General features: G+C 71.7%; 17 protein-coding genes and 1 pseudogene. 6 read left to right on the forward strand and 12 right to left on the reverse strand.

The window, feature by feature from the left end; all coding sequences use genetic code 11:
• Window positions 1-26: 26 nt before the first annotated feature.
• The gene (locus IO24_RS0125270) at window positions 27-1,184 is read right to left on the reverse strand and encodes a WD40/YVTN/BNR-like repeat-containing protein (protein ID WP_031139178.1); all 1,158 of its coding nucleotides are present in this window, start codon (window positions 1,182-1,184) and stop codon (window positions 27-29) included.
• A gap of 224 nt (window positions 1,185-1,408) precedes the next feature.
• Here IO24_RS0125270 and IO24_RS0125275 point away from each other — a divergent pair, with 224 nt between their 5' ends.
• The gene (locus tag IO24_RS0125275; protein ID WP_031139180.1) at window positions 1,409-1,993 is read left to right on the forward strand and encodes an Rv1733c family protein; all 585 of its coding nucleotides are present in this window, start codon (window positions 1,409-1,411) and stop codon (window positions 1,991-1,993) included.
• Window positions 1,994-1,999: 6 nt separating this feature from the next.
• Here IO24_RS0125275 and IO24_RS0125280 read toward each other — a convergent pair whose 3' ends face one another.
• Together IO24_RS0125280 and IO24_RS0125285 are read right to left on the reverse strand one after the other, a co-directional pair.
• Complete coding sequence (locus tag IO24_RS0125280) at window positions 2,000-4,015, reverse strand: hypothetical protein (RefSeq protein ID WP_031139183.1); 2,016 nt, start codon at window positions 4,013-4,015, stop codon at window positions 2,000-2,002.
• 161 nt (window positions 4,016-4,176) lie between these two features.
• Window positions 4,177-5,862 carry a DNA alkylation response protein gene (locus IO24_RS0125285; RefSeq protein WP_031139185.1) on the reverse strand — a complete coding sequence of 562 codons (1,686 nt, stop codon included), beginning with the start codon at window positions 5,860-5,862 and terminating at the stop codon, window positions 4,177-4,179.
• A 75-nt stretch (window positions 5,863-5,937) separates the two neighbouring features.
• On the opposite strand from IO24_RS0125285, the gene IO24_RS0125290 reads away from it, so the two are divergent.
• The gene (locus tag IO24_RS0125290) at window positions 5,938-6,696 is read left to right on the forward strand and encodes a PaaX family transcriptional regulator C-terminal domain-containing protein (RefSeq protein ID WP_031139186.1); all 759 of its coding nucleotides are present in this window, start codon (window positions 5,938-5,940) and stop codon (window positions 6,694-6,696) included.
• Between the two features lie 72 nt (window positions 6,697-6,768).
• Here the strand turns inward: IO24_RS0125290 and IO24_RS0125295 are convergent, their stop codons facing one another.
• Entirely contained in the window at window positions 6,769-7,557 is a 789-nt protein-coding gene (locus IO24_RS0125295) for a pectate lyase (protein WP_031139188.1), read from the reverse strand.
• A gap of 693 nt (window positions 7,558-8,250) precedes the next feature.
• Here IO24_RS0125295 and IO24_RS0125300 point away from each other — a divergent pair.
• A complete protein-coding gene (locus tag IO24_RS0125300) occupies window positions 8,251-9,546 on the forward strand; it encodes an extracellular catalytic domain type 1 short-chain-length polyhydroxyalkanoate depolymerase (RefSeq protein ID WP_031139190.1) in 1,296 nt (431 codons plus the stop codon).
• A 34-nt stretch (window positions 9,547-9,580) separates the two neighbouring features.
• On the opposite strand, the gene IO24_RS0125305 is transcribed toward IO24_RS0125300, so the two are convergent.
• Window positions 9,581-10,660, reverse strand: coding sequence for an NADH:flavin oxidoreductase/NADH oxidase (locus tag IO24_RS0125305; RefSeq protein ID WP_031139192.1), 1,080 nt, complete (start codon window positions 10,658-10,660; stop codon window positions 9,581-9,583).
• A gap of 118 nt (window positions 10,661-10,778) precedes the next feature.
• On the opposite strand from IO24_RS0125305, the gene IO24_RS0125310 reads away from it, so the two are divergent.
• Complete coding sequence (locus IO24_RS0125310) at window positions 10,779-11,129, forward strand: ArsR/SmtB family transcription factor (protein ID WP_031139194.1); 351 nt, start codon at window positions 10,779-10,781, stop codon at window positions 11,127-11,129.
• A gap of 74 nt (window positions 11,130-11,203) precedes the next feature.
• Here IO24_RS0125310 and IO24_RS0125315 read toward each other — a convergent pair whose 3' ends face one another.
• Window positions 11,204-12,547, reverse strand: a complete 1,344-nt coding sequence (locus IO24_RS0125315; RefSeq protein ID WP_031139196.1) for an FAD-dependent oxidoreductase — start codon at window positions 12,545-12,547, stop codon at window positions 11,204-11,206.
• 209 nt (window positions 12,548-12,756) lie between these two features.
• On the opposite strand from IO24_RS0125315, the gene IO24_RS0125320 reads away from it, so the two are divergent.
• Together IO24_RS0125320 and IO24_RS43380 are read left to right on the forward strand one after the other, a co-directional pair.
• The gene (locus IO24_RS0125320) at window positions 12,757-13,215 is read left to right on the forward strand and encodes a DUF6214 family protein (protein WP_031139199.1); all 459 of its coding nucleotides are present in this window, start codon (window positions 12,757-12,759) and stop codon (window positions 13,213-13,215) included.
• Between the two features lie 507 nt (window positions 13,216-13,722).
• Window positions 13,723-14,205 carry an SLATT domain-containing protein gene (locus IO24_RS43380; protein ID WP_078899383.1) on the forward strand — a complete coding sequence of 161 codons (483 nt, stop codon included), beginning with the start codon at window positions 13,723-13,725 and terminating at the stop codon, window positions 14,203-14,205.
• Between the two features lie 12 nt (window positions 14,206-14,217).
• Here the strand turns inward: IO24_RS43380 and IO24_RS40985 are convergent.
• The 6 genes and pseudogenes from IO24_RS40985 to IO24_RS0125355 all read right to left on the reverse strand — a co-directional run.
• Window positions 14,218-14,988, reverse strand: a pseudogene (locus IO24_RS40985) (transposase); the annotation flags it as partial.
• Between the two features lie 145 nt (window positions 14,989-15,133).
• Window positions 15,134-15,916 carry a phosphotransferase enzyme family protein gene (locus IO24_RS0125330; protein WP_031139201.1) on the reverse strand — a complete coding sequence of 261 codons (783 nt, stop codon included), beginning with the start codon at window positions 15,914-15,916 and terminating at the stop codon, window positions 15,134-15,136.
• A gap of 228 nt (window positions 15,917-16,144) precedes the next feature.
• The gene (locus tag IO24_RS0125340; protein ID WP_031139203.1) at window positions 16,145-16,831 is read right to left on the reverse strand and encodes a TetR/AcrR family transcriptional regulator; all 687 of its coding nucleotides are present in this window, start codon (window positions 16,829-16,831) and stop codon (window positions 16,145-16,147) included.
• Between the two features lie 196 nt (window positions 16,832-17,027).
• Window positions 17,028-17,717, reverse strand: coding sequence for an HAD family hydrolase (locus IO24_RS0125345; protein ID WP_031139205.1), 690 nt, complete (start codon window positions 17,715-17,717; stop codon window positions 17,028-17,030).
• Window positions 17,718-17,863: 146 nt separating this feature from the next.
• A complete protein-coding gene (locus IO24_RS0125350) occupies window positions 17,864-18,715 on the reverse strand; it encodes a sigma-70 family RNA polymerase sigma factor (protein WP_031139207.1) in 852 nt (283 codons plus the stop codon).
• 20 nt (window positions 18,716-18,735) lie between these two features.
• Window positions 18,736-19,119: a VOC family protein gene (locus tag IO24_RS0125355; protein WP_031139209.1), complete on the reverse strand. Its 384-nt coding sequence runs from the start codon at window positions 19,117-19,119 to the stop codon at window positions 18,736-18,738.
• Window positions 19,120-19,133 lie beyond the last annotated feature (14 nt).

Genomic DNA, 19,133 nt, shown 5'->3' on the forward strand with positions numbered 1-19,133 from the left:
ACCTCGTCCCCCGTCTCGTCCGCCGCTCAGCCGACGAGCGCGGCCCGCACGCACAGCACGTCCGGCAGGTGCGAGGCGAGCTGTCGCCAACTGTCGCCGTCGTCCGCCGACGCGAACACCTCGCCGTTGCGGTTGCCGAAGTAGACGCCCGCCGGGTCGGCGTCGTCCGTGCACATCGCGTCGCGCAGCACCGTGCCGTAGTGGTCCTCCTGGGGCAGCCCCGCCGAGAGCGGCTCCCAGCTCTTGCCCGCGTCCGCCGTCCGGTAGACCCGGCACCGGCGGTCGGCCGGGACCCGGTCGGCGTCGGCGTTGATCGGGAACACGTACGCCGTGTCGCCTCGGTGCGGGTGCGCCACCGCCGCGAAGCCGAAGGTCGACGGCAGGCCCTCGCCGATGTCCGTCCAGTGCGCGCCCGCGTCGTCGCTGCGGTACACCCCCCAGTGGTTCTGCAGATACAGCCGGTCCGGGGTGGCCGCGTCCCGTGTGACCTTGTGCACGCACTGGCCGAACTCCGGGTTCGGATCGGGCAGGAACACCGCGGACACACCCGAGTTGGAGGGTGTCCAGCTCGCGCCGCCGTCCAGCGTGCGGAACACGCCGGCGGTCGAGACGGCGACCGTCACCGCCTTCGGGTCGCGCGCGTCGGTGAGGACGGTGTGCAGGCCCTCTCCGCCGCCGCCCGGCACCCACTTCGACCGCGTGGGGTGCTCCCACAGGGGCCGGACCAGCTCGAACGTCTCCCCGCGGTCCTCCGAGCGGTACAGCGCGGCCGGTTCGGTGCCCGCGTACACCACGTCGGGCTCGGCGGCGGCCGGGTGCAGCTGCCACACCCGCTCCAGGGACGCCCCGGTGTCCTGGGGGAACCTGACGGCCGGACGGGCCGGTTCGGTCCAGGTCCGGCCGAGATCGTCGGAGTGGAACACGGACGGGCCCCAGTGCGAGCTGTCGCCGCCGACCAGCAGCCGCGGGGCCCCGCCCCGGGTGTCGATGGCGACCGAGTACACGGCCTGTGCGTTGAAGTAGGGGCTCTCGTCGAACTCCCAGGCGCCACCACCTCGCCGACGCCCGATGAACAGCCCTTTGCGCGTGCCCACGGCCAGCAGTACCTCGGTCATGCCGATCACCTCCGCGGCGTCCTCGTCGACGCCTTCGTCCCGGACACCGGCCAGTCTGCACCCGACCACTGACAGTCACCCCCGGGCCGTGCTCCGCCGCAGGTCAGCGGGGTGTCGGGGGCGCGGGATCAGAGTTGCGCCGGCCGGCGCCGGAGGGCGTTCGCGGGGGCGGGGCGGGGGCGGGAGGCCCGTGGGAGCCGTCACGCCGGGTAGATGCCGTGAGCATCCAGGCGCCGCCGTCCGTATGGGGAGAGCGGCGGGATGGTCGTGGGCTCGTGAGGAGGAGGCCTTCGATGGCGTTACGTGGTCCGAAGGTGTGGCTGTGGCGCTGGCGGCGCAATCCGCTCAAGCGCCGCGCCGACAGGGTGGAGGCCTGGGTCGTCCTGGGCGTGTGGATGCTCACCGTGTTCGTCGGGGTGCTGGCCTGGACGACGGTGAGCCGTTCCGTGGCGGACGGACTGGCCCGGGAACGCGTCGAGTGGCGCCCGCTCGTGGCACGGCTCGCCGAGCGCGCTCCCGGGACGGCCTCCGAGAACGCCCCCGTGTCCCGCGCCGAGCACGTGTGGGCGACGGCGCGGTGGACCGCCGCGGACGGTTCCGAGCACTCCGGTCAGCTGCGGGTCCCGGCGGGCAGCGCCGCCGGGGCCCCGGTCACCGTGTGGACGGACCCCGAGGGCCGCCAGGTCACCCGGCCCGTCACCGAGTCCCAGGCCCGCGTACGCGCCTTCCTGACCGGCGGTGTGGCGGGCCTCTGCGCCGCGGCCGTACCCCTGGTCGCCGGCCGCGCCCTCCGCGGCCGCCTGGAGTGCCGCCGCATCGACCAGTGGGACGCGGAGTGGTCCCGCTTCGGCCCGATGTGGGGGCGCACGACGGGGTGAGGCCCCCTACCGGTTCCCCTGCCCGGCCAGCGCCTCCCGGCACGCCCGCAGCAACCCCAGGTCCTCGTGTATCCCGTGGCCGCCGGAGTCGGTGCGGTGCCGTCGGGGAGAGGCGAGCTCCACTCGGAGCACGTCGTGCAGGGGTGCTCCCGCCGGTCCCAGTGCCGAGACGCACTCGGCGATCGTTCTGCGCGTGTGCGGGTGTTCCGCCCACGTGGAGCGGAGGACGGGAAGGAACCGTTCCGGTTCCCCGGTCGTCCGCCATACCGCGCATGCGGCCGTGGCCCGCGCCCACGCGTCACCGGACCCGGCCATCTCGCGCAGTTCGGGCAGGGCCGGACGGGCCGCCGGGCCCAGCCGCCCCAGCACGGCCGCCGCACGCCGCCGGCGGCCGCTCCTGGTGCCCGTCAACTCCCGCAGCAGCACGGGCAGCACGGCCTCCGCGTCACCCGTGACCGACCAGAGCGCCTCCGCCGCCGCGACGGCACAGCCGGTTTCCAGCAGCCCGCGCAGCTCCGGTACGGCCGCGCGCGCGGCGCCGCCGAACGCGCCGAGGGCACGGACCGCCGCTTCGGTGACGGTGTCGTCCCTCCGCAGCCCGTCCGGCATGCCGCGCAGCAGACGCAGGACCGCGGGTACGGACTCGACGTCGCCCAGTGCGGCGAGCGCCGACAGCAGGGGAACGGCCCGCTCGTTCAGGCCGGGCGCGTCGAGCGGCACACGGGCGAGCCGTCGCCGCAACGCCGGGGCGAGCGGCACGGCCGCGGGGCCCAGACGGGGTATCACCAGCCCCAGGTCGTTCGGTACGACCGGGCCCGCCAGCACCTCGGCCAGCACCGGCGTGGCCCGCGCGTCCCCGGTCCCGGCCAGGGCCTTGAGCGGACCGCCCAGCGCCGGCGCACCCCGCTCCCCGTGCCGTATGCGAAGCTCGGGACGGTACGCCACCAGCGCGTGGAGGTGGTCCGCGGCGGGTGCGGCCAGCTCCGAGAGCTCCACCAGGACCGCGACCGCCGCGTCGTGCAACCGCCCCTCCTCCAGGCCCAGTTGGTTGCCGATGAGGACGACCGGCTCCGCATGGCCGGTACGCCACTCACGGAACAGCCCGGCCGACATCCACACGCCGTTGCACCGGTCGAGGGGGTCCGGGCTGGTCAACTGCCCGCACAGCAGGGCGACCCGGTCGGCCACCCGGCTGCCGAGCGCGGCGTGCAGGGTCCGCAGCAGCCGGGAGCCCTCCTCGTCCGAGGGGCGCAGCCGCAGCAGCCGGCCGGCGAGCGTGTCCGGACCGGGAAGGTCGTACGGGTGTCCCGCCGGGGGCCGCTGCCCGGATCTGTCCCTGAGCAGCCGGACGACGGTGGGTACGAGATCGGCGGGGAGCAGATCCGGGGCGCACCCCGCGAGCTGGCCGAGTGCGGCGAGCCGGAGGCCGGGGCCGTAGGGGTCCCCGCTCAGCTCGGTCAGCAGGCGCACCGCCTTGGTGGCGTGGACATCGTCGGTGAGGCGGTACCGCCGCGCGAACAGGCCGAGGCTCTCGGCCAGCGCGAGCAGGACCCGCTCGTCCCGCTCCACGGTGATCCGCTCCCGCACCAGGGTGAGCACTCGCGCCGGCCGGTCGAGGAACCGCACCAGCGCCCCGGGGACCGCCCGGCGCACTGCGGCGTCCGCGTCGCCCGCGAGCCGGACGAAGACCTCGGCACGCGCGCGCAGGGCGGCACGCGCTCTCGCCGCGAGATCACCGCCGGCACCGCCGAGGTCGCCGATGCTGACGAGGAGCTCCACCACTCCCGCCCGGTCCCGCACCTCCTCGCGGACGGCGAGCGCGAGGAGAAACGGAACACAGGCGACCGTCGCTTCGTACACATCGCCCTGGTGGTGCACGGCGCCGTACATCCCGTCGAGCGCGGTCTGCCGCTCGGCCGGATCGGCGGAGGCCAGGCCCCGCAGTAGTCCGGGCACGTCCTCCGCGCTGCCGTACGCGTGGCGCAGCGAGGCCCAGTCGACCTCGTCGATCCCCCTGAACACGGTGTCCTCCCCCAGACGATGTGCCACTGACGGGGAGTCTGTACCACGGCACTGACAACGAAGCGGAATCGGGAGATGACTGAGCGCGAACTGTGCGCACGATGGCTTGAGTTCGAACCGGCCCGCCCGGGCGGGCCGGTTCGCCTCGCCCCGTGAGCCCGTCAGCCCGTCCCGGCGTCCCGGCAGCCGCCGGGCAGCGCCCGTTCCACGATCGCGGCCAGGCCCGCGGCCTCCGGCAGCGTCCCGAACGAGTGCCCCCAGTCACCCCCGAGCCGCGTCGCGCAGAACGCGTCGGCGACCGCCGGAGGGGCGTGCCGGACGAGGAGGGAGGCCTGGAGCGTCAGTGCCGTCTGCTCCACGAGACGGCGTGCCGTCGTCTGCGATGCCTGGGACAGGCCCGTCCTGAGCCGTGCCACGGCCGCGTCCAGCCGGGCGTCCGCCCCCCGGGCGAGGGCGAGCTCGCCGAACAGGGCCTCGGCGGTGCCCCCTTCGCGGCTCAGAGCCCGCAGCACATCGAGGGCGTTGACGTTCCCCGAGCCCTCCCAGATCGACAGCAGGGGGGCCTCGCGGTAGTGCCGGGGCATGCCCGAGTCCTCCACGTAGCCGTTGCCGCCGAGGCATTCGAGGGCCTCCGCGGTGAAGGCCGGGCCCCGCTTGGTCACCCAGTACTTGCCCACGGCGGTGGCGATCCGGCGGAACGCCGCCTCGCCCTCGTCCCCGCGGATCGCCCGGTCGGCCGCCCCCGCCAGCCGGAGGGTCAGCGTCGTGGCGGCCTCGGACTCCAGCGCCAGATCGGCGAGAACGTTGCGCATCAGCGGCTGGTCCACGAGCCGTGCGCCGAACGCGCTGCGGTGGCGCGCATGGTGTCCCGCCTCGACGAGGGTCTTGCGCATCAGCGCCGCCGACATCATCACGCAGTCCAGCCGTGTGCAGTTGACCATCTCGATGATGGTCTTCACGCCCTGTCCCTCGGGGCCGACGAGCCAGGCCACGGTCCCGTCGAACTCGGGCTCGGAGGAGGCGTTGGAGCGGTTGCCCAGCTTGTCCTTCAGCCGCTGGATGCGGAAGGTGTTGCGCGTCCCGTCGGGCAGTACACGCGGCACCAGGAAGCACGACAGGCCGCCCGGAGCCTGCGCCAGGACCAGGAAGACGTCGCACATCGGCGCCGAGGTGAACCACTTGTGCCCGCGCAGCGTGTACAGCCCGGGCTCGGCCGTGGGCGTGGCCGTCGTGGTGTTCGCCCGGACGTCGGAGCCGCCCTGCTTCTCGGTCATCCCCATGCCCGCCAGCAGTCCGCGCTTCTGGGTGGGCTCACGGAGGACGGGGTCGTACTCACGGCTCGTCAGCAGCGGCTCGTAGAGCTTCGCCAGCTCCGGTTGCCTGCGCAGCGCCGGGACGGCCGCGTAGGTCATCGACGTGGGGCAGCCGTGCCCCGCCTCGGTGTGCCCCCACACCAGTCCGCCGGCGGTCCTCGCGACGTGGGCGCCGGGCCGGTCGTCCGCCCAGGGCGACGCGGCCAGTCCTTCCGCGATCGCCGTGCGCATCAGGTGGTGCCAGCCGGGGTGGAACTCGACCTCGTCGACGCGGTTGCCGTACCGGTCGTGCGTGCGCAGCTCCGGCTCGTGCCGGTTGGCCAGGTCGGCCCACTCCTGCGCCTGGGCGCTGCCGGCCTGCCGCCCGAGCCGCCGCAGGTCCTCCTCGGCCCACCCGGCGCCCTCCCGCCGCAGCCCCTCCAGCAGGGCCGTGTCGTCGGAGGCGTCGTACGGGGTGAGGGGCGGGGCCTGGTTGGTGACGTCGTGCGTGGCGGGCCCGCCGTACGTCTGATGTTCGTCCGGTGTCGAGACCATACTGCGAGTGTTGCATTTTGTCTTCGATCGCAGCAATACTGCAACACGGAAGTCCGCCGCGTACAGTACGTGACCATGCCGATGAACGTCCCGGCGCGGTCCGGCGCGCTCGATCTGCGTCCGCTGTCCGCGCGGTCGGTCGTGCTGAGCCTGCTCCTCGGGACGCATCCCCCCGAACTGCCGGTCAGGGAACTGGTGCGGCTCGTGGAGGGCTTCGACGTCGGCGGTTCGACCCTGCGGGCGGCGCTCAGCCGGATGGTGGCCGCCGGAGATCTGCGGCGCACGGACGGCGGCTACCGCCTCAGCGACCGGCTGCTGGAACGCCAGCGCCGCCAGGACGAGGCCGTGCACCCGTGTACGCGCGCGTGGGACGGCGACTGGGAGATGGTCGTGATCACCGCGACGGGACGCGGCCCCGCCGAACGCGCCGACCTGCGCACCCGGCTGGCCGCCCGCCGGCTCGCCGAACTCCGCGAAGGCGTCTGGCTGCGGCCCGCCAACCTGACCCGCGCCCTACCCGGCGATCTGGACCAGGTGGTCCAGCGCTACACGGCCCGCCCCGACCGGCCCGCGGGCGAATTGGCCGAAACGCTGTGGCCGCTGGGCGCCTGGTCCGCCACGGCCCGGGGCCTGCTCGCCCACATCGCCGGCGCGCGCCGCCCGGCCGACCGCCTGACCGCCTTCGCCGCGGTCGTACGGCACCTGCTCGCCGACCCCGTCCTGCCGCCCGGACTCCTGCCCGCAGACTGGCCGGGCAGCGAACTGCGCGCCGCCTACACCGGCTACCAGCGGGAGCTGATCGGGGAGGTACGCGCGCGCGTGCGCGGCACCTGACGCGGACGGCCGTGCGCAGCGCCTGTCGGGACGCTCCGCACGGCCGCTTCACCGTGGGGGGACTGGCCTGGACTACCTGTAGGTGATGTCCGAGGTGGAGTAGAGGCAGTTCTTGCTGTCGGGGCCCGAGCCGACAGCGGTGTTGTTGTTGTACTTCTGGCAGGGGACGACCTTGCGGCCGGAGTCGTTGCGGATCGTGATGTTCCGCAGGGTCGCCACGTCGTTGCGGTTGACGTTGATGCCGACGAGCCGTGCGGTGGAGCCGGTGCCGGTCACGTCGACGGTGTTGAGGTTGACCTTGCGGGTGTACTGCGTGGAGCAGTCGCCGCAGGAGCGGTAGAGCGTCTTGAACTCCTGCACCGCGAAGTTGGAGATGGTCAGCGTGCCGCCGCCGTTGTGCTGGAAGACCTTGTCCGCCGCCTTCTTCGCACCGCCGCCGATCACCTGGTAGGTGGCGCCGTTGCCGCCGCGGAAGGTGGCGGCGTCCTCGCCGACGTCCTCCCACCAGACGTTCTGCAGCGTGCAGCTGCCCTCGCAGTGGATGCCGTCGGCCGCGGGGGCGCCGAGGATGACGTTCTTCAGCACCGCGCCGTTCGCGAGCTTGAAGATCGGGTCCTGGCCCTCCTCCTGCCCGTCACCGGCCAATTCTCCCGTGCCGTAGTACCGCTTCATCCCGTAGTCCTTGGTGCCGGACACGGAGATGGTGGAGGAGGTCCCCTGGCTGCCGTTGGGGCTGGGCCAGGTCGCGGCGCCCGCCGTGGGCGCGTGCGTGGTCATGATCATGCCAATCGACAGGCCGAGTGTGGCCAGTGCGCCGGTCAGGGCGCGCCCGCGGGTGTGCGGACGTGTCGCAGAAGTCATGTCCCGATTCCTTCTGTCGTGGGGGCGGATGGGGTCAGGGCCTTCCGGGTCGTGCGACTCGTGGGGGTGCCTTTTGGGGCTTGCGCCTTCATGTACATGAATGATGTTCGCGATGTTGTTCACCGTGCCCGCTACGAGAGCCTCGTTCGCGTCAGCGGGTCACACTGCTGAACGGAACGTAGGGGGCAAGCGCTTTCTAGTCAAGCCTCGCGCAGAACACATTCGGCCGCTCCTGGTCACGGCGGCGATCGTGTGGGAGCGCTTCCATGTGGGCCATGTCCATGCCACCATGCCGGACGGACGCTTCCCTTCATGAGAGGGCGAGTCGATGAGGACTCCGCGCATGCGTACGTTCGTCGGTGGGCTCGTGTTCACGCCGTTGTCCGTCGGCGTTCTGACCGGCACGTCCACTTCACGACCACGGCGCCCGGGGGCTGGAGCCTGGGCCGCACGGGCTTCGCCCGGTGGTCCGAGGCCGCCTCGGCTCCGCAGACGTTCCTCGACGCGAACCCGGACAGGGATCGACGCGCGGCGCGCGGCGAGTACCACCGGCTGCCGTGGCGGCGCGCTCGCCCCAGACCGATTCCTCTGCTGAGCCGCCCGTACGACGTCCTGCGAGCCGCACCTCACAACGGAAGGAACCCGGACGTGTCTGCCACCCCCCACGCCGCGACGAGGAGACCCCTGCGGTCGATGCTCCTCGCGCTCGTCGCGGCGCTGCTGGCGCTGCTCACGGCCCCCGTGCTCACCGCACCCGCGGCCGCCGCGGGCGAGCCCGCCCGTGATTCCAAGCGTCCGGAGGCCGTACCCGCCGCGGCCCTCACCGAGGTCACGGACTTCGGCGCGAACCCCAGCAACCTGCGGATGTACGTGTACGTGCCGGAGAGCGTCACGCCGAAGCCGGCCGTGGTGGTGGCCGTGCACTGGTGCACCGGCTCGGGCCCGGACATGTACAACGGCACCGAGTACGACACGCTCGCCGACCGGTACGGGTTCATCGTGCTCTACCCGTCCGTCACCCGCAGCAGCAAGTGCTTCGACGTCTCCTCGCCCCAGGCCCTGCGCCGCGACGGCGGCAGCGACCCCGTCGGCATCAAGTCGATGATCGACTGGACCACCCGCACCTACGGCGCCGACACCGGCCGGATCTTCGCCACCGGCATCTCCTCCGGCGCGATGATGACGAACGTCCTGCTCGGGGACTACCCGGACGTGTTCGCGGCGGGCGCCGCCTTCTCGGGCGTCCCGTTCGGCTGCTTCGCCACCACCGACGGCTCCGAGTGGAACAGCGCCTGTTCGGGCGGCACGGTCACCCGCACCCCGAAGGAGTGGGGCGACCTCGCCCGGGGCGCGTACCCCGGCTACACCGGTCCCCGCCCCCGGATGCAGATCTGGCACGGCACCCAGGACGACGTCCTGCGCTACCCCAACTTCGGGGAGCAGATCAAGCAGTGGACGAACGTGCAGGGCGTGAGCCAGACGCCCACCACCACCGACACGCCTCAGTCCGGCTGGATCCGCACCCGCTACGGCGGCACGGGTGACCGGGCCCCCGTGGAGGCCATCAGCCTCCAGGGCGTCGGCCACAACCTGTACGCCCAGGGCATGGCGTCCCGCGTGCTCACCTTCTTCGGCCTGGACGGCTCCGGCCCGGCTCCCCAGCCCCAACCCGGCGCCTGCAAGGTGACGGCCGCGGTCAACGCCTGGAACACCGGCCTGACCGCCACCGTGACCCTCACCAACACCGGCACCACGACCGTCGACGGCTGGAAACTCGGCTTCACGCTGCCCGCGGGACAGACGGTCACGGGTGGCTGGGGCGCGACGTACGCGCCGTCGTCCGGGTCGGTCACCGCCACCAACGTCTCGTACAACGGCACCATCGCGCCGGGAGCGAGCGTGAGCATCGGCTACCAGGCCGGTCACGGCGGCAACAGCGCCGCTCCGGCCGCGTTCACCCTCAACGGGACGGCGTGCGCGGCCGGTTGACGTAGCTCTGCGAGTGCCGGACCGGACGGCCGGATCAGACCGACCGGTGGTACTGGTCCGGCACCCGCACCTCGCCGCCGAGTTCCCGCGCCGCGTGCCGCGCCCACGAGGGGTTGCGCAGGAGCTCGCGGCCCAGCAGGACCGCGTCCGCCTCACCGTTGGCCAGGATCTTCTCGGCCTGCTCGACGTCGGTGATGAGCCCGACCGCCGCGACGGGCAGGCCGGTCTCGTTCCTCACCCGGGCGGCGAAGGGCACCTGGTAGCCGGGACCGGTGGGGATGCGGACGCCGGAGGCGTTGCCGCCGGTGGAGACGTCCAGCAGGTCGATGCCGTGGGCCCGCAGGTCGGCGGCGAATCGGACCGTGTCGTCCGCGGTCCAGCCGCCGTCCTCGAGCCATTCGGTGGCCGAGATGCGGAAGAACAGCGGCTTGTCGTCCGGCCAGACCTCCCGTACGGCGTCGACGACTTCGAGGGCGAAGCGGGTGCGGTTCTCGTACGAGCCGCCGTAGGCGTCGGTGCGGTGGTTGGAGTGCGGGGAGAGGAACTCGTTGATCAGGTAGCCGTGGGCGCCGTGGATCTCGGCGACCTCGAAACCGGCGGCGAGCGCGCGGCGGGCGGCTGCCGCGAACTGCCCGACGACGTCCGTGATCTGGTCGACGGCCAGCTCGGCAGGGGCCGGGTGCTTGTCGTCGAAGGCGAGCGGGCTGGGGGCGACCGCGTCCCAGCCGTGGGCGGCCGGGCCGACGGGCGCGCCGCCCTTCCAGGGACGGTCCGTCGACGCCTTGCGGCCGGCGTGGGCCAGCTGGATGGCCGGCACCGTGCCCTGCGCGGTGAGGAAGCGGGTGATGCGGCGGAACGCCTCGACCTGCGTGTCGTTCCAGATGCCGAGGTCGTACGGGGAGATGCGACCCTGCGGGGACACAGCGGTGGCCTCGACGATGATCAGGCCCGTGCCGCCGGTGGCGCGGGCGGCGTAGTGCGCGAAGTGCCAGTCGGTGGGGGCCCCGGTCTCCGGGCCCTCCGGCGCCGCCGAGTACTGGCACATCGGAGGCATCCACACGCGGTTCGGGATCGTCAGCTCGCGCAGGGTGCAGGGCTCGAAGAGCGCGGTCACGGCGGACTCCATTCGTCACAGGGCCGATGTCGACTCGTACGATAGGCATCGTAGTACGGTGGATGTCAAACTACGAGGGTTCTCGTACTATGGAGGCCCCGAGGAAGTGGAGCCCGCCGTGACGTCCCCCGCCGTCAGCAGCCGTGCCCTGCCGCATCCCGCGCGTGACGAGATCCGGCTGGAAGAGGTGCTGCACGCGCTCTCGGACCCGATTCGGTTGCGGATCGTGCGGGAACTCGCCGGTGCGAGGGGTGAGTTGTCGTGCTCGCACTTCGAGCTGCCGGTCACCAAGTCGACCACCACGCACCATTTCCGGGTGCTGCGGGAGAGCGGGGTGATCCGGCAGGTGTACCGGGGGACGGCCAAGATGAACGGGCTGCGGCGGGATGAGCTCGACGACCTGTTCCCCGGGCTCATGGCTGCGCTGCTGGATGCGGCGGTCAGGCAGGCCGTCCGTCTGGGTGACTGACGCGTTCGTGGCCGCGGAAGGCCCGCGGCGTGCGCGCCCGCACGGCGGAGCCGCAAGGCTACGACCCGCGCCCCCTAACGGGCCTTGGCCGCCGCTGCCTTCAACAGCGACTGCCAGTCCGGGAGTTTGACCACTCCGCGGCCCAGTGAGGCTCCCAGCTCCGCCTCCGCTCGCTCGATCGCCTGCCAGCCCTCCCATTCGACCGGGTCGATTCCCGCGGCGCGCAGGGCCGGGAGCGGGTCGTCGCGAACGGCCCGCAGGGCGAGCACGGGAGCGTCCTCCAGGAGCGCCGTCGCCGTCTCCTTCGCGCAGGGGCGATTCGTGCCGATGACCCCGGTGGGGCCGCGCTTGATCCAGCCCGCCACGTACTCGCCCGGGATCACCACGCCCTCGCGCAGGACGCGGCCGGACCGGTTCGGGACGGTGCCGGTGACCGGGTCGAACGGAAGGCCCTCCAGGGAGACGCCGCGGTAGCCCACCGAGCGCAGGACCAGCTGTCCTTCGATGACCTCATGGCGGCCCGTGCCCGTCACACCCCCGTGGCCGTCCGGGGCCGTCCGCTCGAATCGCGCCGCGCCCACGTGGCCCTGCTCGGCGAGCAGTTCGGCCGGGCGGAGGAAGAAACGGAGGTGGATGCGGCGCGGTGCGCCTCTCGGGGGTGTCCCGGCCCAGCCGCGCAGCACCTCCACGTTGCGGCGCTGCTGGGCGGGCAGTGCGGACGGATCCGTGTAGCCCGGGTCCAGGGCCAGCTCCGCCGGGTCCACGACGACGTCGGTCTCCGGCAGGGTGCCCAGTTCGCGCAGCTCCTTGGTGGTGAACCGGGCCTGGGACGGGCCGCGCCGGCCCACCATGTGGATCTCCGTCACCCGGCTGTCCGCCAGGGTGTTCAGGGCCGCCTGCGGCATGTCGGTCGGGGTGAGCTCGGCCAGTCCCCGGGCCAGCATCCGCGTGACGTCCACGGCGACGTTCCCCACACCGATGACCACGGCCGACCGGGCGTCCCGCAGGAAGCCGGCGTCCACGGCGTCCGGGTGGGCGCTGTACCAGGACACGAACTGCGTCGCCGACCAGCTCCCCGGCAGGTCCTCCCCGGGGATGCCCAGCCGCCGGTCGGTGGCGGCGCCCACGCAGTACACCACCGCGTGATAGAGCTCCCGCAGCCGCGCGACGCCCACGCCCCCGGGGCCGATCCGCACGCCGCCGAGGAACCGGACCCGCTCGTGTTCCAGGGCCGCGCGCAGGTTGTTCTGCAGCGACTTGATCTTCTCGTGGTCGGGTGCCACGCCGTAGCGGACGAGGCCGTACGGGCACGGCAGCCGGTCCAGGACGTCGACGCGCACCTCGGGATCCAGCTGGACGAGGCTCTGGGTGGTGTAACACCCGCTCGGCCCGGAGCCTACGACGGCGACTCGCAGCACGGCGGAACTCCTTACCCGGGGGATCCGACGGATCTCAGGAGAGCGCTGACACCTCCAGCATCGCACCGGCCGGGCTCCGCTGACAGGGTGCTGTGCTGCACGCGCGGCGCGTGTCCGATCTGCAGGGAATGTGATCATGCTGTTACGTTCAGTGCGTGCTGGAAGCATCCTTTCTGAATCTTTCTGATCGCTCTCCGGCGGACGGGGCGGTGTCCGTGCGCTCCGCCTGGGAAGTGCGGGAGAGCGAGGGCGCCACGCGGTGGTTCGAGTTCCGGCTGGCCTTCGCGGACGGCGCCCGGGTCGACGCGCTGGCCGTCGTGGGCGGCGGATGCGTCTGCGTCGAGGAGGTGCGCGCTCAGCCCGCGCTGTCCCTCGACGACCTGGCCGTGCTCGCCGACTGGATCGAGGAATCGGTGGCCGAGGCGTGCGATGCCGGGCCCGGGCCCGGCGGCTGCGGGGGGCAGGGGCGCCGAGTCCGGCCGGTCTGGCCGCGCGGGGCGGAGGGGCGGCGGCTGGTGGCGCAGGAGTACCGCGCGGCCCAGCGGGACGGTGCCGACCCGGTCCTCGCCGTGATGGGCGCGACCGGGCACAGCCGCCGCACGTCCCTCAGGCTGATCGGCCAGGCCCGGGACGCGGGCCTGCTGTCACCGCGCCGCGCCCAGCGCTGAACGCGACGAAGGTCCCGCCTTCCGGCGTGCTCGGCTCGTCGTATCCGGTGCGGGGTGGTCTTGTGCTCACCTTGTGGTGGGCGGGGCGGCTGTATGCCTCACCGGTTGCGAGGGCTCCGCCTACCTCATGAGGGGTGACCGGGCGACGGCTCTTCGAGAGGCGGCCGACCCGACCACCACAGCCGGACCGGCTTGTTCACGCAACCTCTTCAGCCGCCGCATAAACCACGGCTGGCCGGTCGACCTCACTCAGGGATGGCCAGTCCACGCTCGCGCAGCTGCCGCAGGCAGATCTCGAGACAGGCTTCCAGCGAGGCGGCATCAGCCGCACGAGCAGGCCCTCGTGAAGGGAACGAGTCGGCGGGGCACGCTAGCCGGGCCACAAAGGCACTGCACTTGATCGGCGGTGAAGCGGGCCGTCATGCTCTGGTGGCAAAGGGAAGCCCACCACGTGGTGTTTCAAGCAAGGACGGTCCAACAGACGGCGGAAACCGGCAGCATTGACTCATGGTGATTCGAAGGCCACCCGCCAGTGCTCCCGGTTCTCTGAGTGATGATCCGGTACTCGACTACGCGCTACGGGAGTTGGAATGGTTCACCTTCACCCGTCGGCGAGCGCGGGTGGGACATTACGGGACTGAATTCGGATCACTGATCACGGCCTCGGCCACGGTGGTCGCAGCGGGTCTGCACGCACCGGCTCTGGTTACCGCGACGATCGCGGGCATGACCCTGTTCTTCAGTGGCCTGCGTCAAGTTCTCGACCACGGAACACGTTATGTGCTAGCGGCAGAGGCTTGGGCGCAGCTGAACCCCGCCATCGAGCGTTACCGCTTGTTGCCCCCCAGTGAGCGAAGTGCAGAGGCACGCGAACGTCTTCTAGAAAGGGTTGAGGCGGTCGTGGACTCCGAGATTGCCTCGTGGGGAGCTGGCTTGCGTCAGGGGCGCCCCACAGACAGTCTTGGCTCGCCTCCAGCCATCGGCCAGTAACTGAGCTCTCCCACGGTTCCTGTTGCCGTGCTTCGGCGTCGCCCGCCCTGGGGGTAGGACAGGGCGTACTCCTTGAGGGAGGGCGTCGGCCGTCGCATGACGCGGTCGGAGCGCATCCGGCCCAGCACCTCGACCGGAAGGCCGCCCAGGAGGTGGGCCATGCGCGGGGCGTCATAGCCGGCGTCGAAGACGATGAGGATGTCGCGGTCGCCCAAGTGTCAGCCGCCCATCTCGATCAGGTCCGTGACCACCCGGCGGAGCTGCGCGGCGGTGACCTCGGCGACGTCGTCCTCGGGACCGAGACGGACGGCGTCCAAGAGCTGGCACCAAGACGTCCGGCCCGATTCCAGGGCGGCGACGAAGGAGTACGGCCAGCCGGGGATGAATTGGTCCGAGGACCGTCCGCTGCGACCGTAGACGTGGCAGAACAGGCGGTCCGCGCTGGTCGGCGCGTCGGGACGGAGCCAGCTGCTGACGTCGACCGCCAGGACCAGGCGCCCGTCGGCGGCCCGCGGCATCGGCAGACCGGCCAGCACCTCGCAGCAGGGGCACGTCCACGTTCCCGCAGCTCAACGCCTCGTACATCGCGCCGTGCCCGCGCAGGTGCTCGGCCACCAGGGTCAAGCCCACCGGCGAGGTCACCGGACCGTCCGCGCACAACAACGCGTCCACGAGTTCGAACAGTTCGTCCCCGCGCACGGTCCGACAGTCGAATAAGCCCTCCCGGAAGCGTGACGCTTGCGCGAACGCCTCCCCGGGACCGGCATCAGGCAGCTGACTCACCCTCACGGCCTTCGTCTCGATCGGTGCACCTTGGTCGGAGCACATGATTAAGCGAAGGCCGCCTCAATGTCCGGTGAATGCTCAGGTGAGTGATCCAGTTCGAGAGGTCGTTCGGCGCCGGGAGCCAGGCACGGGCACTGCTGCCTCAGCTAGCGAGCAGGGCCTGCATCCACTGGTCTTCGCGTTGCTCGATGTATTCGGCGTCGTTTCGCCAGGCGTCGCCGTGGCCTTCAGCCCACAGCCTCGCCCAGGGCTGGGCTCCTTGGGCTGCCTGGTCGCGCAGGAAGTCGTGCATGGAACGCGTACGGCGCCCCAGCAGAGGGACCAACCGACGACGTTCGGGCTCAGCGAGACCGTAGGCGTCGGCGAAGACTCGCAGTCGGTTCGCCGCGTCCGGGCTCTGCCAGTCCGGATGCGCGGACAGCGGGATGAACCCGTGAATCGCGTATGCGACATCCCACAGGCGCGAGCCGGGACCTGCAGCGTCCCAGTCGATGAAGGCCCACTGCGCGTCGTCTGCGACCACGAGGTTCCAGGGGGCCAGGTCGTTATGGGCGATGATGTCACTGCCCTCAGCGGGGATGAGCGTCTGCCACCGCGCATCGGACGGCGGCGTGAAGTTCTGCACGGCATCGTGGAAGTCCCGGATCAGCCGTGCCACGCGAGCCAGTTGTCGAGCGGGTTCCATCAGCGAGAACCGGTCGGGCCAGACCACATGTCCCGGCATGAAGGTCAGGACCTCACGCCCCTGATGGTCGATGCCGAGTGGCCGAGGTGCCGCGCCGAATCCCACGTCGTGCAGGTGGGCAAGCAGGGCATGCACAGCGGGAGTCCATGGTCCGGCCGGACGGCGAACGGTGTCCCCGACGCGAACGACACCATCACTGACGTTGCCACCGGACAAAGGCTGTTCATCATCGTGCCGCATCGAACCAGTGTGTCGGATCAGCTCGTCATGCTCATCCCATTAAGGGGGAGCGTCAGAGTAGAGACGGAGGTTGAAGAGCAAGCTCAGAGCATGTTCCGCATCCATGCGATCTCGCCCGTCTGCCGCATCACCGCGTCGCCGAGCTTCTCCAGCCGGGCCTCCGTCTCCGTGCCGGGCATCGGCCCGCCGGGTGCACCGGCGTGAGCTCGACGGGCAGACGCAGCCGGACTACTCCGACCGATCCGGCGGACCGCACTCCGGTGCGGCCCCGGTCGCGAAGAACCGCGACAGGTCCCTGTCGCCCCTCCCGCCGGAGGCCCCGTTCTCCGGTGGGACACCCGACTCCCAGTCGAGCCGGTAGCGCTTGAACAGTTCGGCTCGCAGCACCGGCACCGGCATCGGTACGCCGGGCACCAGGGCCGCGTACACGGCGCCCATCAGCAGGGCGCGCATCATCGGGTAGTCGCTGTCGACGTCCCGCGACCCGTGCCGGGCCATCGTGTCCCGCAGCAGCTCGGCCAGCCGCCGCTGCTCGGGGCACTGCATGAAGCCCTCGGCCTGCAGGATCCCCGCCATGTGCTGGCGCATCAGCACGGGCCGGTCCCTGGCCAGGCCCAGGATCGCGTCGATGGCCCGGGCCATCCGCTCCCGGCCGTCGTCGGTGCGCGGCTCGCGCTCCAGCGCCTCCTCCAGCGTGCGGTGCATCAGCCGGTGCACGGCGGACTGCACCAACTGGCGCTTGCCGGGGAAGTAGTACGACACCAGACCGCGGGCCGAACCCGCCCGGTCCGCGATGTCGCCGAGGGTGGTCGCGTCGTAGCCGCGCTCGCCCACCAGCTCGACCGCGGCCTGCAGGAGCCGCTCCCGGGAGCGCCGCCGCAACTCTTCATTGACCGAGGCGCTACGCGGAGACATGCTGTAACTCCTGTGTTGACTGGCTGCCAGCCAACTATACTCAGAGCGTCCGGCCGAGGCCTGTCAGGTCTGGTCCGGTGATGCCGTCTGCCTCGGGCGACGCGGGGGATCGTCCGAGGCGGGCGAGCGTACGGCTCTGAAGGTGGCCTCGGGCTACTTGAGCAGGCGCGCCGTCCTCCGTGAGGACCGTGCCGGCTCAGCTCACCAGATCCAGGACCGGCCGCAGCCCGTCCGGCCGGTCGGCCGCCGGCAGGTGGTCCACGAAGTGCACTGTGCATCCCAGGGCGCCGGCACCGCCGTCCGCCCGCCTGTCGTCGCCGACCATGAGGGTCTTGCGGGGATCGGCGCCGAGCGCCTCGCAGGCGGTGGCGAACAGCCGAGGGTCGGGTTTCTGGATGCCGTGCTCGAACGACAGGACGTACGTGTCGACGTACTGGTCCAGACCGTGCGTGCGGAAGACCGGGCGCAGGTCCCAGCCGATGTTGCTGACCACCCCGACGGGAATGCCACGCTCCCGCAACGCGCGCAGCACCTCGACGGCGTCCGGGTACGGGGCCCAGGCGGCCGGGGACATGTGCCGGTCGTACAGCGCGTCGTGCAGCGCCGGGTGGGGCAGCGCGACCTGCCGGGCGAGGCCCGTGTAGGCGGCCCGGTGCAGGGCGGCGCTCTGGTCCCGGACGAGCCAGGTGTCGGCCAGGTCCTCGGGTACCCGCGCCGGAGCACCACCGCCCGGCAGCGCCCCGACCGCCTCCAGCGCGCGCACCGCGGCGGTCAACTCCGCCTCGGTGAGCCTGACGTCGGCTCCGGCCAGGACGCCACGCAGCCAGGAGTCGGTGGACTCGACACGGAAAAGGGTCCCGGAGAAGTCGAACAGAACGGCCGTCATGGGGTGATCCTACGAGGTTCTCCAGACGTCGACAGGTGTCTCATCCGGGTGTGATTTTCTGCCCCCCCGCATCCGAGCCGCCTGCTTGGCGGCTCGGTCGGCTCGAGATGACTGCACCTGCACGGGCGGGCCTTGGCGGCACATGCTCAGTCCTGGGTGGGCAGATGGACGGAGGCGAGTTTGGCCGGGTCGACGACGATGTGGATGCCGGTGATCCGGCCTTCGGTGACAGTGAAGGCGATGATGGAGAGCGGGCTTCCGTCGGGGCTCCAGGACATGTGGCCGGGGATGCCGTTGACCAACACGGGGCGCTGGCGGGCGACCTCGCCGGAGAACATGCGGGCGCCGGCGGCGATCTTGGTGGCGCCGAGGGTGACGACCACGCCATCGGGGGTATCGACGGTCAGCCTCACGTTGGGGTGGAGGACACGCAGGAGCGCTTCGAAGTCGCCGCTGAGGGCGGCGGCGCCGAATGCCCGGACGACCTCCCGGTGCTCGCGGTCGGGGCCCGCCGGCCGGTCCGTGGCTTGGACCTTACGGCGAGCACGGCTGGCGACCATCTTGGTGGCGTCGGTGGATTTACCCAGGATCTGGCCGATTTCCTGGAACGGGACCGCGAACATGTCGTGCAGGACGAACGCCAGGCGTTCGCTCGGGGTGAGCGAGTCGAGCACGATGAGCAGGGCACGGCCGACTGTATCGGCCAGCGCCACCTGCTCATCCGGCGCGGGGTCATCGTCGGGTGTCACCACGAGGTTCGCGAACTCTTGCTCATAGGCGGTTTCGGGGTGAGCTTGGCGGGATCTCAGCAGGTCCAGGCTGATTCGGCCGACCACCGTGGTCAGCCAGCCTGCCAGATTGCCGATGATGGCCTCGTCCTGGCGGACGAGGCGCATCCAGGCTTCCTGGACTACGTCCTCGGCATCGGCATGCGAGCCCAGCACACGGTAGGCGACGGTGCGCAGCCGGTCACGCTGGGCTTCGAACGCCTCGGTCATGAGGCCGGACGGGCGGGCGGTCACGGCTTTCGCGGCTGACGGAGTGAGATCCGGTTGCCGTCCGGGTCCACCGCCTCGATGCGGACCCCGAACGGGTAGTCCACAGGTTCGGACTCTTCGAAGACGACGCCGCGGCGGCGCATGATCTCGAAATCCTTTCGCAGGTCTCCGGATTCGAGGATCAGCGGACCGGGCGCGCCCGGTCCGCCCGGCTGCCCCGCGGCGGGCTCATGCGACCACAGGATGATCTGCACCGGGCTGTCGGGAACGCCGACGGTGAGAAAACGCCCGTCGGGCCCGGGGAAGTCGAGCCGCTTCTCCAGGCCGAGGCGCTCGGTGTAGAACTCCAGCGCGCGGTCCTGATCGGTGACGTAGACCGTCACGTACATGATGTTGTTCAGCATCCGGTTCCCGATCC

Source organism: Streptomyces flavovariabilis (assembly GCF_000725785.1).
Taxonomy (GTDB): Bacteria; Actinomycetota; Actinomycetes; order Streptomycetales; family Streptomycetaceae; genus Streptomyces; species Streptomyces hawaiiensis.